This window comes from Bacillus sp. JJ1566, from assembly GCF_036962685.1.
Taxonomy (GTDB): Bacteria; Bacillota; Bacilli; order Bacillales; family Bacillaceae_L; genus Ferdinandcohnia.
In genome coordinates, this window is record NZ_JBALOP010000044.1 from 1 (window position 1) to 15678 (window position 15678).

At 38.7% G+C, this 15678-nt stretch carries 14 protein-coding genes; 3 read left to right on the forward strand and 11 right to left on the reverse strand.

Going from position 1 to position 15678, the window contains the following annotated elements; genetic code table 11:
* Positions 1 to 249 precede the first annotated feature (249 nt).
* The 3 genes from V7112_RS16835 to V7112_RS16845 form a co-directional block, all read right to left on the reverse strand.
* Positions 250 to 1416: a TraB/GumN family protein gene (locus tag V7112_RS16835; RefSeq protein ID WP_335421897.1), complete on the reverse strand. Its 1167-nt coding sequence runs from the start codon at positions 1414 to 1416 to the stop codon at positions 250 to 252.
* Between the two features lie 137 nt (positions 1417 to 1553).
* Positions 1554 to 2996 carry an alanine/glycine:cation symporter family protein gene (locus V7112_RS16840; protein WP_335422107.1) on the reverse strand — a complete coding sequence of 481 codons (1443 nt, stop codon included), beginning with the start codon at positions 2994 to 2996 and terminating at the stop codon, positions 1554 to 1556.
* 211 nt (positions 2997 to 3207) lie between these two features.
* Positions 3208 to 5187, reverse strand: coding sequence for an LTA synthase family protein (locus V7112_RS16845; protein WP_335421899.1), 1980 nt, complete (start codon positions 5185 to 5187; stop codon positions 3208 to 3210).
* Between the two features lie 164 nt (positions 5188 to 5351).
* On the opposite strand from V7112_RS16845, the gene V7112_RS16850 reads away from it, so the two are divergent.
* Complete coding sequence (locus V7112_RS16850; protein WP_335421901.1) at positions 5352 to 5720, forward strand: cupin domain-containing protein; 369 nt, start codon at positions 5352 to 5354, stop codon at positions 5718 to 5720.
* Between the two features lie 46 nt (positions 5721 to 5766).
* Here V7112_RS16850 and V7112_RS16855 read toward each other — a convergent pair whose 3' ends face one another.
* Positions 5767 to 6924 carry an ABC transporter permease gene (locus V7112_RS16855; protein WP_335421903.1) on the reverse strand — a complete coding sequence of 386 codons (1158 nt, stop codon included), beginning with the start codon at positions 6922 to 6924 and terminating at the stop codon, positions 5767 to 5769.
* Positions 6914 to 7666 carry an ABC transporter ATP-binding protein gene (locus V7112_RS16860; RefSeq protein WP_335421905.1) on the reverse strand — a complete coding sequence of 251 codons (753 nt, stop codon included), beginning with the start codon at positions 7664 to 7666 and terminating at the stop codon, positions 6914 to 6916. The genes V7112_RS16855 and V7112_RS16860 overlap by 11 nt, the downstream gene beginning before the upstream one ends.
* A 343-nt stretch (positions 7667 to 8009) precedes the next feature.
* On the opposite strand from V7112_RS16860, the gene V7112_RS16865 reads away from it, so the two are divergent.
* A complete protein-coding gene (locus tag V7112_RS16865) occupies positions 8010 to 8708 on the forward strand; it encodes a LytR/AlgR family response regulator transcription factor (protein WP_335421907.1) in 699 nt (232 codons plus the stop codon).
* 12 nt (positions 8709 to 8720) lie between these two features.
* Positions 8721 to 9470 (forward strand): sensor histidine kinase, encoded by a 750-nt coding sequence (locus V7112_RS16870; RefSeq protein ID WP_335421909.1) that lies wholly within the window; start codon positions 8721 to 8723, stop codon positions 9468 to 9470.
* Between the two features lie 188 nt (positions 9471 to 9658).
* On the opposite strand, the gene V7112_RS16875 is transcribed toward V7112_RS16870, so the two are convergent.
* From V7112_RS16875 to V7112_RS16900, 6 genes are all read right to left on the reverse strand, one after another.
* Positions 9659 to 11104 (reverse strand): MDR family MFS transporter, encoded by a 1446-nt coding sequence (locus V7112_RS16875; RefSeq protein WP_438823906.1) that lies wholly within the window; start codon positions 11102 to 11104, stop codon positions 9659 to 9661.
* Between the two features lie 185 nt (positions 11105 to 11289).
* Positions 11290 to 12219, reverse strand: a complete 930-nt coding sequence (gene glsA, locus V7112_RS16880; protein ID WP_335421912.1) for a glutaminase A — start codon at positions 12217 to 12219, stop codon at positions 11290 to 11292.
* Between the two features lie 83 nt (positions 12220 to 12302).
* Positions 12303 to 13001, reverse strand: coding sequence for an ABC transporter ATP-binding protein (locus V7112_RS16885; protein ID WP_335421913.1), 699 nt, complete (start codon positions 12999 to 13001; stop codon positions 12303 to 12305).
* A complete protein-coding gene (locus V7112_RS16890; protein ID WP_335421914.1) occupies positions 12994 to 13758 on the reverse strand; it encodes an ABC transporter ATP-binding protein in 765 nt (254 codons plus the stop codon). Before V7112_RS16890 ends, V7112_RS16885 begins: the two co-directional genes overlap by 8 nt.
* A 12-nt stretch (positions 13759 to 13770) precedes the next feature.
* Positions 13771 to 14784, reverse strand: a complete 1014-nt coding sequence (locus V7112_RS16895; protein ID WP_335421916.1) for a branched-chain amino acid ABC transporter permease — start codon at positions 14782 to 14784, stop codon at positions 13771 to 13773.
* A 1-nt stretch (position 14785) separates the two neighbouring features.
* On the reverse strand, positions 14786 to 15649 hold the full coding sequence (locus tag V7112_RS16900) for a branched-chain amino acid ABC transporter permease (RefSeq protein WP_335421918.1): 864 nt from the start codon (positions 15647 to 15649) through the stop codon (positions 14786 to 14788).
* Positions 15650 to 15678: the final 29 nt, after the last annotated feature.

Here is a 15678-nt window from a genome sequence, read left to right on the forward strand (position 1 = left end):
CGAGTGTTTTGTCTTTGAGAGTGCGCCTCAGAGACATTTCGCTGCTTTCGCTCGAGTGTTTTGTCTTTGAGCGAAGGCCAAAAAGACATTTCGGTGCTTTCGCTCGACCTGTCACAATCAGCCTTTCATTCGGACTTACTAAACCTTTTTCATACTTGAAGTGTTCGATTTATCTTGTCAGTTTTTTAATCTACATCAATGCGTCCAAATACGAAAAAAGCCTGTCCAACCGGACTGGCCTTTTTTGTATCATAGATTTTTAATAAACAATCTCACAACATCTGCGCCGCCAATAAACAAGCCGAGTGTTGTACCTAAGTTACATAAAACAATAATAAGCAAGATCCGTGTTACTTTGTTATGCCAGAAGCCCTTTACACTGTAGACATCAGTTGAAAGTGTTTCAAAGTCCTTCACACTTGGACGTCTTAAAAACGCCTGGACAAAGCCTGCTATCCATCCTGCTGCAATTAATGGATGCATGACCCCTATTGGAGCTGCAAAAAAGGCGGCCACAATCGTCAGTGGATGTCCCAGAGCAATCGCAGCCCCAAGTGCTGAAAATGAGCCAGTCCACAAAACTAGGCTTAAGGTTTGCTGCATGCCCGCTTCTGGATTGGCAAAAAAAGTATAGGCAATGATCGCTACAATTAAAATCGGAATCGCCCAACCGAAAATTTTTGGTGCTTTTGATTTTGGTGGAAGCTGGGTCAGCTTCTTTAAATCATGTTCCTTTTTTATTTCTTCCTTGATTCCCGGAACATGGGCTGCTCCAAGTACAGCTACTATCTTTTCCCCAGGAGCATGTTTGATTTTTTGCGCTAAATACTGATCCCGCTCATCAATGAGTGGCGTCTTTAATCGCGGAAAGCTCGTTGAGAATTCAGTCAGCATTGAATTCAGCATATCCTGGGACTTCATTTTCTCAAGCTCTTCCTCTGAAATTGTTTCATTGCTAAAAATGCTATAAATTATGGACATTAATAATTTCATTTTACCGGTGAACCCAACAGCATTCCAAATACGTGAGAACGTTACTTGAATATTGCGGTCCGCCAAAACGAGATCAGCACCGACCTCTTTTGCTGACTCAATTCCTTGCAGCATTTCTTGACCGGCATTGATTCCAAATTGGCTTGCCATTCGCTTTTGAAAGGAAGAAATGGCTAGGTTCATGAGAAGCAATGTGGCCTTTTTCTCTTTAATCACTTTAAAGATGTCCATTTCCTTCCACTTATTACCTTCCATCATTGATTGGTATCTTTGCTCATCAAGCTCAATACAAACCGAATCTGGTCTCTCTGCTTCAATCACTTCTTTAACCTGCTCAGCACTGTGCTTTGAGACGTGTGCTGTACCGATTAATATGTATTCCTTACCATCTAATTCGATCCTCGTAATATTTTCTTCAGACATAATAGACCTTCCTTATACATGCTCAATTTGTGTATATGTCTAATTCTAAACTAGAATGACAAAGATTTGAATTCTTTTCACAGAATATGTATAAAAAAGGGACCGAAACCTCAAAAGGCTGTCGGTCCCTTTCCCCTTTATCCTGGGAATGACTTATCATTTTTAGCTAGAGAGCCTGATGGATTATCATCATGAACATAATCGTTCACCCAATAATCTGCATTTTTTATTCCGAGCTTTACGGGATCAAAGACTGGATCAACCCCTGCCTTACGCTGCTTCTCATAATCCTTCAATGTAACCAATGCTGGTTTTGCTAGTATGAGAATCGCAATGACGTTCAGCCAAACCATCAATCCTAAACCGATATCACCGAATGCCCATGCAAGCTTCGCCTCATTTACCGTTCCGTAAGTCATTGATGCTAGTAAAACAATTTTAAGAATGAGCATGCCGACCCTGCTGTTCCTACCTCTCATTAAGTAAGCGATATTGGTTTCAGCCATATAGTAATAAGCCATAATTGTCGTAAAGGCAAAGAAGAATAATGCAATTGCAGTGAATCCAGCACCAAATCCAGGAAGGGCAGATTCAACCGCTGCCTGAGTATAAGCCGGACCAGCCTCAACTGTTTCTCCTAAATTGTTTACAATTAATGTTTTGTCCGGTGCTTCGACATTGTACATACCTGTAAATAAAATCATAAATGCTGTCGCCGAACAAACTAATAATGTATCTATATATATCGAAGCGGCTTGAACTAAGCCTTGTTTTGCAGGGTGGGATACCTCTGCTGCAGCTGCAGCATGTGGGCCAGTACCTTGCCCAGCCTCATTCGAATAAATACCACGTTTTACTCCCCAGGAAATCGCCAAACCGATAATTCCACCAAAGGCTTGCTCTGCGCCAAAAGCACTCTTAAAAATTAAAGCAAATACTGCTGGAAGTTCCGAGATATTCATAATCATGATGATAATGGCCATGATAATATATCCAAGAGCCATAAATGGAACAACATACTGTGCAACCGTTGCAATCCGTTTGACCCCACCGAAAATAATGCCACCAATTAATAAAATAAGAATACTTGCAGTTACCCATTTGTTCATTCCAAATGCATTATCTAAGCCTAATGCAATTGAGTTTGATTGGATACCCGGCATTAGGAATGCCATTGCTAAAATAGTGGCCAAGGCAAATAAAATCCCATACCACTTCCAGCCGATTCCTTTTTCTATGTAGTAGGCTGGTCCCCCACGATATTGTCCATCCTGTTTTACTTTATAAATCTGGGCTAATGTTGACTCAATAAAAGAGGTGGCTGCTCCGATAAAAGCAATTGCCCACATCCAAAAAACAGCACCCGGTCCACCAAATGCTATTGCTGTTGCAGTACCTGCGATATTCCCCGTACCAACACGTCCTGAAAGTGCTATGGACAAAGCCTGGAACGAAGAAACCCCGGCATCAGAGCTTTTTCCCTTGAACATAAGAGTTGTCATGTCTTTGATATGCCTAACCTGTAAAAAGCGAGTTAAAATAGAAAATAAAAGTCCTACACCAAGCATACCGTAAATCATAACTGGGCTCCAAAGAACTCCATTGATCCAATCTGCAAAAGCCTGCACAAACATTCCTCCTTCTTGATTTTTAGAAAATTTTGTATATTAAGAATTATAGTCCATTCATATAGACAACTCAACATTATTGTTGTATAACACATCCATATTAAAAAAGGAAACAAGTCCCCATTTTAAATATATGGACCTATTTCCGTTAAATGCCATTTTTTTATTCCTGGAATACTTTTCGATAATAGTCTAACTCCAATATTTTCTCAGAGTAATAGAACTTTTCCTGGACACGCTTCAGCATGCTATGGAATTCCCCCTCTTCTAAATCTTCTCCTTTATCTGAAGTGAACTCATGGGTGTTTGAATTGTAGCTTCCTTTATTTGTAACGAAACTTTGATTTTGAAAAATAACAAGTGGCTCGGCATCTGAGAAAATATCTCTTCCCATCAATAACCTCGAGTCATATTCAAGCCCAAGCAAATTAGAAAGTGTTGGGAGAATATCTAGGCTAGATGCAGGTTTTTTAACAACAACTGGATTCATTCCTTTTGTATATAGGATAAAGGTACTTTTATAGAGTTCAAAATTTTCCTCAACGATATGACCTGCAAGCTCGTCAATCGTTTCCTTTTTAAGCCCATATGGATAGTGGTCAGCACTCAATGCAATCAAGGTGCGTTCTGCAATCCCCTTTTTCTCAAGTTCAGCCATTAGTGTTTCCAATGCCCGGTCTAACTCAATTTGTGTTGCTAAATACGCTTTTGCCTGTTCGGAGTATGGAAGATCCTTTACAAGCTGTTTATTTTTATTTGCGATAAAATTTCCCATAAATGAATATTGCATATGACCACTAACGGTCATGTAATACGTATGAAAGGGCTCGTTATCTATATAATTTGGAATTGTTTTTTCTATCATCTCAAGGTCTGATTCTGGCCAGGTTTCTTTAACATCCAAGCCATTTCCCAGACCAAAGTAATCATAGCCCATATTTGGATGTGAAATGTCCCTTCCATAATACGTATAGGTATGGTTGTGGTATGCGGTTGTTTTGTATCCTTGTTTCTTCAATTGTTGTCCCATGACAAACGGTAAGTGATTGCTTCCCGAATTTCGAAAGCTCCAAACCCCACTTTTCGGAATTAAACTATTTAAAGCAACATATTCACCGTCTGACGTACTTACGCCCCATATCGGTGTATAAAAATTTGTAAATTGAAAGCCTTCATGTACAAGCTTATAAAGGGTCGGCGTTACATCCTTGCGAACAGCATATGGTGAGAAACCTTCAGCAATAATTAGATTAAGATTATATCCCTTGTATTTGCCAGTGTACTCATTCTTCGCAGTGGGTTCCACTGAATTAAAGTAACGATGCATGTTTAGGATTTCCTCATTTGCTTCATTTGCCATTAATTCATCAAAGTCTACTAGTTTGTTATATTCTATGGGCTTTGGTTCTACTTTTTCAGGTGGCATTTTTGTAATAGACTCCCTTTCAGGAGTCGGCTTATGACTAAAAACTGGATTCGCTGGATTAGGTACCTCCACATTAGGAGACCACCCTACAAGCATTCGTTGAAGATCAATTCGCATCGCTGTAAGGATACCAAATCGTTCAACAGAAAGGATTGGGAGATTGCTATTGTAATATAAATCATATGCCGAATGGGCTTCCTTCCCACCTGCATAGATTGTTGCAATTCCAGTAAATTGAAAGAGAATGATGCAACAAAAAACGATTAAACGATTCAACCAGCCAATTTTCACAAATGTAATCCGCTTCTTTTTAAAAATGACTAGACCAATAACGGGTAGAAAAAATAAAATAAGAAATACAATATTGTCAAAAAGCACATTGAAAATATCCCGTCTAAATTCCATGATTTGACCTGCATCTCCAAGTGAGTAAATAATATAATACGTTTTAAAGAACGTATAATAAATAATCTGAGATGCATAAATCAAAGAGGTCATTCCTAAAAACAAAAGGGCAAGTAGGAAGTTAAATGTACCATTAAAAAAACTGCAAACTAGAAAAAGGACTAGACAAAAGGCAAGTAGGAAAGTAAGAGACCTTACATAATCAAAGGTAAATAAAACTTCAGTTGTAATAATCCTGAAAGTCGTTTCCATAAAGAGAAACGACCCAATAAAGTAAAATAATAAAGACTCATTTTTCATAAATTGCTTCATGGAAACATCCTTTCGCACAAAGTCAGCCAATACTACTTAAGTCGTAATACTACCATTATACTGAACTTTCCTTTGACTTAGATGTGGTTTTTGCATTTTTTTACAGTAAATGATATAAATCACGGTAAGGCTTTTAGAAGTTATCTATAATGGAAATATAGGTAATGAAAACCATAAAAGGAGCGATTCAATTGAAGAAGGAAATGCTCGACAATTTTATTGAATATAATGAGGAAAGACTTACAAAGCGTGTTATTTTTAAGGAAGGTGGAAGTACAGTTTTCGTACTAAACTTCATGCCAAATCAAATTTTACCTGCTCACAAGCACCCTGGATCAAATGTATATCTACATGTTCTGACCGGGGCAGGCACCTTTACCGTTGATGAGCAAGAAGTAAAAGTAAAAAAGAACGATTGTCTTGTGATTAATGGTGAAGAGACCTTGAGTTTTGTAAATGATGGCTCCGAGAATGTGAGTCTATATGTGACGCTTACAAAGATTCCTGATGAGAGATATGCTCAAGACGTCTGACTAAAAAAACACTGCCAACCACATTTATTAGGTTGGCAGTGTTTCGTTAGTTCATCACCCACTTATCTTTCAAAAACATAATTCTACCAATTACAAAGAAGAGAATCATACAAGCGATGTTGCTGCCAAATGCAAGTAAAATATGTTCATAGTTAATGATTCCAAACATCAGCTCTTTTAATAAAGTAAACAAGTTCATAATTGGAACTGCGAAATGAAAAGTTGTAAGTTCGTTCACTCCAATCCCTACGATAAGCATTGCAGGGAACATTGCAATCATCATGACAGGACTGCTATAGCTTCCTGCTTCCTTGATCGTCTTCGCTGCAATACTTGTAATCATGATTAATGATGCGGTGAATGCAGCATAGATAATTGAAAGTAAAATCGCGATTCCAATGATTAAATATGCGTTATCTCCAAATGATACAGCATTTTTGAGATTATCAGTAAACAAACTAATCTCCAACGAAACTACCCCTAATGTAATAATTCCTATTACTGAGCCAATTGTTGCAATCGTTAGCCATTTTGCAAGTAACAAGGTCGATCTTTTAACTGGAGTCATTAGCAGGGCTTCCATCGTTTTCTTTTCTTTTTCACCTGCAAATAAGTCTGATGCTGAAGGTCCAGAACCAACTCCAATAGCAATTGATAATATTAAGGGAATTAAAAATGCAAGCATTTCAACATTCGGATCCTCATTTGTAAGCTCAATTCGTTCAATCGCAAATGGTTGGATAACAGACGGATCCACTCCGCCTTCTTGAAGATTCGCCGCCACAACTGTTTTTTCAAAAACCGCTAGAGCACTCATGATAATCCCATTTAATTGAGTAGACTTTTGACTAAATGAGTCCCCAATCAGCGTTACTGAAGCTTCTTCCCCATTATGTGTCGCCTCAATGAAATTTGATGTTAATTGCAATCCAGCTTGTGCATCCCCATCAAGAATAGATTGTTCCAGATTAGCAGATTCGATAAGCTCGATATTCTCTACTCCTGAAAAAATTGTTTCCGCCTGATTCATGGACGATTCTTCAACTGCAAGCTGATAGGTTTCGCCTTCCCCATCTGATATCATGTTTTCATAGAAAAACGTCATTCCAGACATCATAATGATTGGTAATAGGACAGTTAGTATTAATGTTCGACGATCTCTAAAGCAATCTTTTAATTCCTTTACATATATATTACGAAGCATAAGTTTTGTTCCCCCTTACAAGTTTACTCATGAAAATATAGTTTAAATCTCGGCTTCCTTCTGATTTATATAACTCTTCCAAATCACCATGGTAGACAACCTCTCCCTTATGCATCATCGCAACTGAATCACAAAGCATGGAAACCTCCTCCATGATATGACTTGAGAAAATGATTGTTTTTCCGTCACGTTTCAGCTGATGAACAAGCTGTCTGAACACATTTGAAGATGTAATATCTAAACCTGTTGTTGGTTCATCAAAAAGAATAATTTCTGGATTATGAATTAATGTCCGAGCAATCGCTACCTTCTGTCTCATCCCTTTAGAGAACCCGCCTACCTTACGATTCAGGTAATCCCTCATTCCAAACATGCGCGCTAACTCATCGATCCTTACTTTAGTTTCATGCTTGCTCAAACCGTAAAGTGCCGCAAAATACTCTAGATTCTCACGGGCAGTTAGCCGGTCATACAATCCGGTTTCGCCGCCAAATAAAACACCGATTCTCTTTTTTACTTCTTCTGGTTTTTTTAGTGTATCGTACCCCGCCACCTTTACAGTGCCGTCAGTCGGAGTTAATAGAGTTGCAATCGTTCGAAGGAGAGTTGTTTTTCCAGCTCCATTTTCCCCTAATAATCCAACCACTTGCCCTTTTTCAACTGTAAATCTCACATGTTTTAATGCAGTTACAGAAGTCTTTTTATCTTTGAATCTTTTTGTCACTTCATTGATTTCAATCATTTTTTCCACCTCGTCTTGTTCTTATGTCTCTATCATAGCCATCGCAATCTACAAAATCTCTAGATATGTCGCGAATATGCCTTTTTTTGTCGCGAATAGGTCAAATTAACCAATAAAGATGTTAAAATATAAAGATACTATATTTGGAAATTAGATATTTACTTTATTTAGCAGGAGTTCATACCCCTGCTAAATAAATTTAAAGCCTCTGGCGGATGCCACAGATTTTCAAAGGAAAGTTTTCGAGCAGTCAGATTAAAGACTAAGAACGCCACTTCCTGTGGGCCAAGAATCTGGGCGCAAATATGCCAAGACGTATTTGAATTGAGAGGTCGATTGTCATATGAAGATTGGTCTTGTGGATGACCGTTTGATTGATTTGGATAAGTTAAAGGCTATTGTTGGTGGCATTGCCGATGTTGAGATTGTTTTCTCCACTTTGTCTGCCGAGGAAGCCTATGAACAAATAAAAAAAGAAGAAATTGATTTATTGATCGCTGACATCGAGATGCCACATTTATCAGGATACGAGCTTGCCGATATTATTCATACGCATGCGCTCAATATTTCTGTGATATTCGTAACAGGAAATAGCGGTTATGCCGTCCATGCCTTTGAGCTAAATGTTCATGACTATATTATGAAGCCCTATCCAAAGGAACGGTTGATACAATCGATTGAGCGATTACTTGAAAAAACAAAGTCAGCTGAAATTCATGGAAGACTTTACTTAAAGCAAAAAAATGAAATACATATACTTCAGAAAAAGGACATTATTTTTATCGAACGTTCAGGCCGGTCAACAACTATTTATACCAAAACAGGGCCAATTAAAACCTACCAAACTCTCGGTGAACTGGAGGGAGAATTGCGAGAACGAGACTTTATTCGTTCACACCGGTCATTTATCATCAATATTCACTATGTAAAAAACTTTTCGCTCTACGCGAAAAATTCATATATCGTCACGTTCGAAGGCATCGAAGAACAAGCGATGATTACAAAAGAAAAAGTAGACTTTTTACAAGAAAATTATTTTTAAGGTGGCGTAACAATGTATTGGGTCATCACAATAATATTAGGGGTTTTATGCCTTTACTTAGGTCTATCACGGTTTAAAATTACGAAAAAGATGAATGCCCTATTGGAAGAGGCGAAACATTTTGACGAGCAGCGTACACAATTTAATGAAACCTTCCGTATTGTTCGAAGTGAACGTCATGACTTTTTAAAGCATGTCTCCGCAATTCATTTCATGCTTGAAAATAAAAAAAACGAGGAAGCCAAACATTATTTAGATGAATTGGTTGATGGCTATAAGGAGACAAACCTCTCCATAAAAGGGGAACACGGTGTGGTAGCAGGTATTCTCCATCAAATGTATCGCAAAGCAAAAGCACTTGATATTGCGGTGGTATATGATATTGATGTGCCACTTTCTAGTCTGCCGTTGTCTGACCAGCAAATCATTACCCTAATCGGAAATCTCTTATCAAACGGCATTGATGCTTGTGAAGAATGGCAAAAAAAATATAACAAACAATCTTTTCTGACTCTGCAATTTTATAAACGAAGTGGTTTGTTTATTTTGCAATGTAAAAATAAATCCCTTCCGATTCCAGCGCAGGTTCTAGATCAGTTGTTTGTGAGCTTCGGAAAAACGACGAAAGGCGATGGTCACGAGGGGCTTGGTACAAAGCTCATTCAAGATGTCGTCAACGGGGCAAATGGTTTTTTAGACTTTGTTCATAAGGACGAGGAATTTACAATTAAAATTAAAATCCCTGCTATTAGAGGAAAATAAAGAAAAGCGCAAGGCACCTGCCTATCGGCGACAAGCATAAGAGGAGCGCTGACCGACCACACTAATTTTATCCAGCCATACACCTTTTTCTTTGATCTCGCCGGGCCGGTTCGGTATTCAGCCGATGGTGGCCGGATCTAGACATAAAAAAGGAGAAATCCATCCAATTTTGGACGATTTCTCCTTTTTCAATTTTTGGCTAATGTAGGTTTGATGCCCGTTTTTTTATTCTTCCCTGTAATATCCTCTTCTTGTTTTGCACGTTTCATAAAGAAGGCTAGAATGAAGGCTAGAAAAATTAAGAAGGTTGAAACGAAAAATGTGAAATTAATTCCGTCAAGCATCGCTTGTAATGCAATTTGTAACTCCTGTGCCTCAGTAGGCTGCCCTTGAAAATTCTTTAGTAAACTTGCGGCAGATGCTTTCTCTTTTAATGACATTAGCGTAATTAATAATCCTGTACCAATTGCTGCGGAAACCTGGTTCAATGTATTATTTACCGCTGTTCCATGTGGATAAAGATTCCGTGGCAGCTGGTTCAATCCATTTGTTGATACCGGCATAAAGACCATGGACATTCCAAACATTCTCACCGCATGTAAAACCACAAGATAACTATAAGAAGTATCAAATGTTAGTTGACTGAACAAATAGGTAGTAACAGTTGTGATGGCCAATCCTAAAGTTGCTAAAATACGTCCACCAAATTTATCAAATAACCGTCCATTGATAGGTGACATAAACGCATTTAAGATAGCCCCAGGTAAAAGCATAAGTCCTGTATCCATCGGTGAAATACCGAGAATCGTTTGAACATAAATTGGAAGTAGCAAAAATCCTGAAAACATTGCCATGTTGACAGCCATTGTAATCACCGATGCTAACGCAAACATTGGGTAACGGTAGACCCCAAAATTAAGCATTGGGACATCGAGCTTTGATTGACGCAAAATAAACCAAATTAAAGAGATGATTCCGATAATAATGGTTCCATAAACAAATGGGCTTCCCCAGCCCAGGCTCCCAGCTGAACTGAATCCATATAATAACCCACCAAATCCAATAGTTGATAATACTAATGAGAAAAAGTCGAGTCTTAAGAATACTTTTTCCTTTTTATCCTTCAGCATGATAAATCCAAGGATAAACACAACTGCTGCAATTGGAGTGATGAAGTGGAAGAGCATTCTCCAATCATAATGTTCAATAATCCAACCTGATAATGTTGGCCCGATTGCTGGTGCGAACATAAGGATTAATCCGAATACCCCCATCGCAGTTCCCCTTTTTTCAATCGGGAAACTCACCAACATCACGTTCATCAGAAGTGGCATCATAATCGCTGATCCAGATGCTTGAATCATACGTCCTGCAAGCAGGATAGAGAAAACATGAGCCGTACCGGACAGAATGGTACCAATAGTAAACAATCCCATCGCGACTAAAAATAAACGGCGAACGGTAAATTTTTCGATTAAAAATGCTGTTGTCGGAATAAGGATTCCATTGACTAGCATGAAACCGGTTGTCAGCCACTGGACAGTTGAAGGATCAACCTTTAACTCAGTCATAATGGAAGGCAGGGCAATATTTAATAATGTATTATTTAAAAATGAGATAAAGGCCCCAACCATTAAGACGGTAAGAATACCGTAATTAGGGCGGATATGTTTTTCGGAAAAGTCCAATTATACTCCCCCTTTATTTGGACGTACAGTTTATTTTTTATACTAACAGTTTTATGTAGGCATAAGATATCTTATATCATGAGTCATTGGATTGCAACGAAATAATATCCGACTTGTTTTTGTGTGATTTTTTAGAACATACTTAGATTATAGTTCTTCGATAAAAGTTCAAGCAGTCTTATTCCTGCAATGCTATTTCCTTTATCATCTAAGGCTGGACCGAAAATACCGATTCCAAATTTTCCAGGTACAGCCCCCATGATACCCCCGGATACACCACTTTTGGCAGGTATGCCAATTTTTATCGCAAACTCCCCAGAGGCATTGTACATCCCACAGGTCACCATAAAGGTTTTACAAATGCGAACGATATTCATTGGCATAATTTGTTTTCCTGTTTCTGGATCAACTCCATCCAATGCAAAAACAAGTCCAATCCGTGATAAATCGAGACAATTCATTTCGATTGCACATTGCTTTGTATAAAGGTCAATTAGCTGTTCAACATCGCCTTCAATGATATGATGTTGCTTCAAGAAATAACATAAAGCTCGATTGAGATCAGCCGTTTCAAACTCCGAACGTGCAATTTCTTCATTATATTGAATCGTGTCATTTCCCGCCAATTCTCGAATAAATGTTAGTATTCTTTGAAACCGTTCCTCCACTGAATTCCCTTTAATCATATGGGTTACAGCAAGCGCCCCTGCATTAATCATTGGATTCAATGGCTTTGATGGAGCATTCGATTCTAGCTTTGCAATCGAGTTGAATGGATCTCCTGTGGGCTCCATTCCAACTCGTGTAAAGACATACTCTTTGCTTCTGTCCATTAAGACGAGGGCAAGTGTTATGACTTTGGAGATACTTTGCAGGGAGATTTTCTTTTCAATGTCCCCAGCAGAATGACAGCGACCATCTGGATAGTTAATCGCAATCGATAGGTCACTAGGGTTTGCTTTTCCGAGTGCTGGTATATAGTCGGCTACACGACCTTGTTTTGCAATTGGCCGCGCCACACTTACTAATTCTTTTAATTCATCACTTGATTTACAAGGCATTTTCATCACCATTTGTAGTATTTACTAAATGGATTTTTACTATGAAAAAAATAGCCCATTCCCGGGTGTGGGAAGGGCCATCGTTAACTACTTAAGGCTAAATGATGATAGGCGATATCCATATTGTTTCTTAGTTCTTCTGGATTGTCGTGGTAGACGACCTTTCCTTTACTTAAAATATAAACATCATCTGCGATTCGTAATGCTGTTGAGATATTTTGTTCAACTAAAAGCATCGACATGCCGGACTCCTTTAATTTTAGAAGAACCTCCATTACTTCACCAACCATTAATGGGGATAGTCCCTCTGTCGGTTCATCGAGCAAAAGGATTTTTGGATTCCTCATCAATGCTCTACCAATTGATAGCATCGACTGTTCCCCACCACTAAGGGTTCCCGCATGCGATTTTTCACGTTCCTTCAATCGAGGAAAATAGTGGAAGATCTTCTCTAAATCCCAATCGCCTTTTTTCGATTCAGCGAAAACGGTTAGATTTTCAGTCACAGTTAGGTTCGGAAAAATTCTTCTACCCTGTGGAACAATTCCAATTCCCTTCTTCGCAATTTGGTGACTTTGGAGCAATGCCATATTTTTACCCTCAAACAGGATTTCACCTTGCACTTTTTTTACAAAGCCAATGATGGAATGCATCGTTGTCGTTTTTCCCATACCATTTCTTCCAAGCAGAGTTACAACCTGCCCCTCTTTAACCTCGAGATTCACTCCATGAAGAATATGACTGGAACCGTAGAAGCTATTAACATCTCTTAGTTTAAGCATGTGCAGCCTCCTCCCGACCTAGGTAAATTTCCTTAACCTCTTCATTTTCACGAACAACCTCTGGTGTGCCATCGGCAATTAGTTTTCCAGTATGAAGGACAATCACCCGGTCCATGTTCCCGAACAACACATCAATATCATGTTCAATCATACAAATTGTTACTTCTTTTGGAAGCTTATTAATCAGCGCAATAATTTGATCGGTTTCAACCTGTGACATACCAGCAGTCGGTTCATCTAAAAGGAGAAGCTTCGGCTTTCCGGCAATTGCCATGACAATCTCAATTTGTCTTTGAACCCCATAAGAGAGCTCTTGTACTTTCATATCACTGTATTGTTCAAGGTTCCATTCCTGTAAAAGCGCATCTGTTTCTTCATGCAATTTACGGTAGTTTTTTAGACTGACACTTTTCCACCACTGAGTATGTTCCTTTCTCATTTTCTGTAATACAAGAAGAACATTCTCCTTTACTGTTAACCCAAACATCAGATTGTTTTTCTGAAAGGTACGTACAATTCCATTTTCCGTTCGTTTATAATTAGGAACCTTCGTAATATCCTTGTCAAAATATATAATTGTTCCCCCACTAGGGGTAAGGTCTCCGGCAATCATGTTAAAAAAGGTCGTCTTTCCGGCACCATTGGGTCCAATTAATCCGACACGTTCGCCAACAGAAACCTCTAATGTAATATCTTCGATTACCTTTAACCCACCAAAATGCTTTGATAGATGTTGAATTGAAAGAATCGTAGCCATTACTATCCCCCCCTATCCATTTATTTTTGATTGCTGTTTAATGGGCTCAATCGATTGCTCGATATATTCTTCCTTAACTGGTCTTAGTCTTGCTTTAAATAAGCTTTGGGTAAGACTTGAAAACAGTCCAGCAATTCCTGCTGGGGCAAAGATTGTAAACAGAATGAAGGCAGTACCGATAATCATCATCCAGCTTTCTGTGTAAGAGCTAATAATTGTCTCTAACACAACGATAAATGCTGCTCCAATAACAGGACCCCAAAGTGTACCTGCACCTCCAACTAAAACCATAATTAACACCGAGCCAGATACCGTCCAGTACACATCTGTCGGGGCAACAAACCCATTGAAGAATACATACAGTCCGCCTGCTAATCCACCTAAAGTACCCGCAATTAAAAAGCTAACGTTTTTATAGAAGGTTGTGTTATACCCAATCGACTTCATGCGATCTTCATTTTCTTTAATCCCAATGAAGACATATCCGAGTGGAGAATGAAGAAGTCTGTTAATGATGATCATGACTATAGCAAACACGACTAAAGTAAAATAGTAGATAAATACCTGATTAGAAAGGATAAAATCTCCAAATAGACTTGGAGATGGTATTCCCGACAACCCATTTGACCCACCTGTTACACCCGTCCATTGGTAAATGATCGAATAAACCATTTGGGAACATGCAAGTGTTAGCATTAAAAAATAAAATCCATGAGCTTTCGTAGACACAAAGCCAATCAAAATGGCTAGTAGAAATGCAAGCACCATTCCGATTACAAGGGTTAAAAACACATTCGTAGATAGATGACTAGCTGCAAGGCCGGTAGCATAGGCACCAGCTCCGAAAAACGCAGCATGTCCTAGTGAGACCAGCCCAGTTTGACCGACTAGGATATTTAAGCTAATCGCGAAAATCCCAAAGATTAAAATTTCCGTAAAAATATTTACGTAATAGAGAGAAACGAAAAATGGAGCAGCAACCATCAATAAAAATAATAAACTACCTTTGATCCAATGTTTGCCCATTTTATGCCCTCCTTCCTATCAATCCTTGCGGACGGATAATTAATACTGCAGCCATTAGGGCAAATGTAATGATTAAACTTAATTCCGGTACATAGAAACGACTAAATGTTTCAACCATTCCAACTAAAAGACTAGCTGCGATTGTTCCTGTTACTGATCCAAGCCCCCCCACAACTAAGACTACCAGTGATAAAATCAGAATATTAAACTCCATTCCTGGAGCGACCCCTAGTATCGGCGAACCAAGTACACCACCTATTCCGGCTAAGAAGCTTCCAAAGAAAAAAACGAGTGTAAACACAAGATGAATGTTAACGCCGAGTCCGCCAACCATCTCTTTATCTGATAATCCTGCACGGATGACGGCGCCCCATTTTGTTTTTTCCTGTGTATACCAAAGAGCCAACGCAATAATGATTCCGACTACAATTAAGGCAAGTCGATAAGAAGGAATCATATTACCCATCACTTCAACAGATTGGCTTAGGAAAGCTGGGGGTGTTACGGTCATAATATTTTTACCCCAAATAATGGAGAAGAGATCATGGAAGATATAAGCAAGACCAAAGGTTAACAATACCTGTGAAAGATGACCGAGCTTATATGTAGGTCGAAGTAGGATCACTTCTAAAATCAATCCAATGATGGCAATAATAAAAGGGACAACTAAGAGAGCAACCCAAAATGGCAGCCCCGATTTTACCACGATTGAATAGCCAATATACGACCCTAATAAATATAGGGAGCCATGCGCTAAATTTAATACTCCTAAAATACCAAAGACGAGACTTATCCCACATGTAATAATGAAAAGGAGAAACCCGTAGCTAAGTGCATTCATCAATTGCAAAACTAAAGTGTCCATTATTACCCTCCAATCAGTTGAAAAGAAAG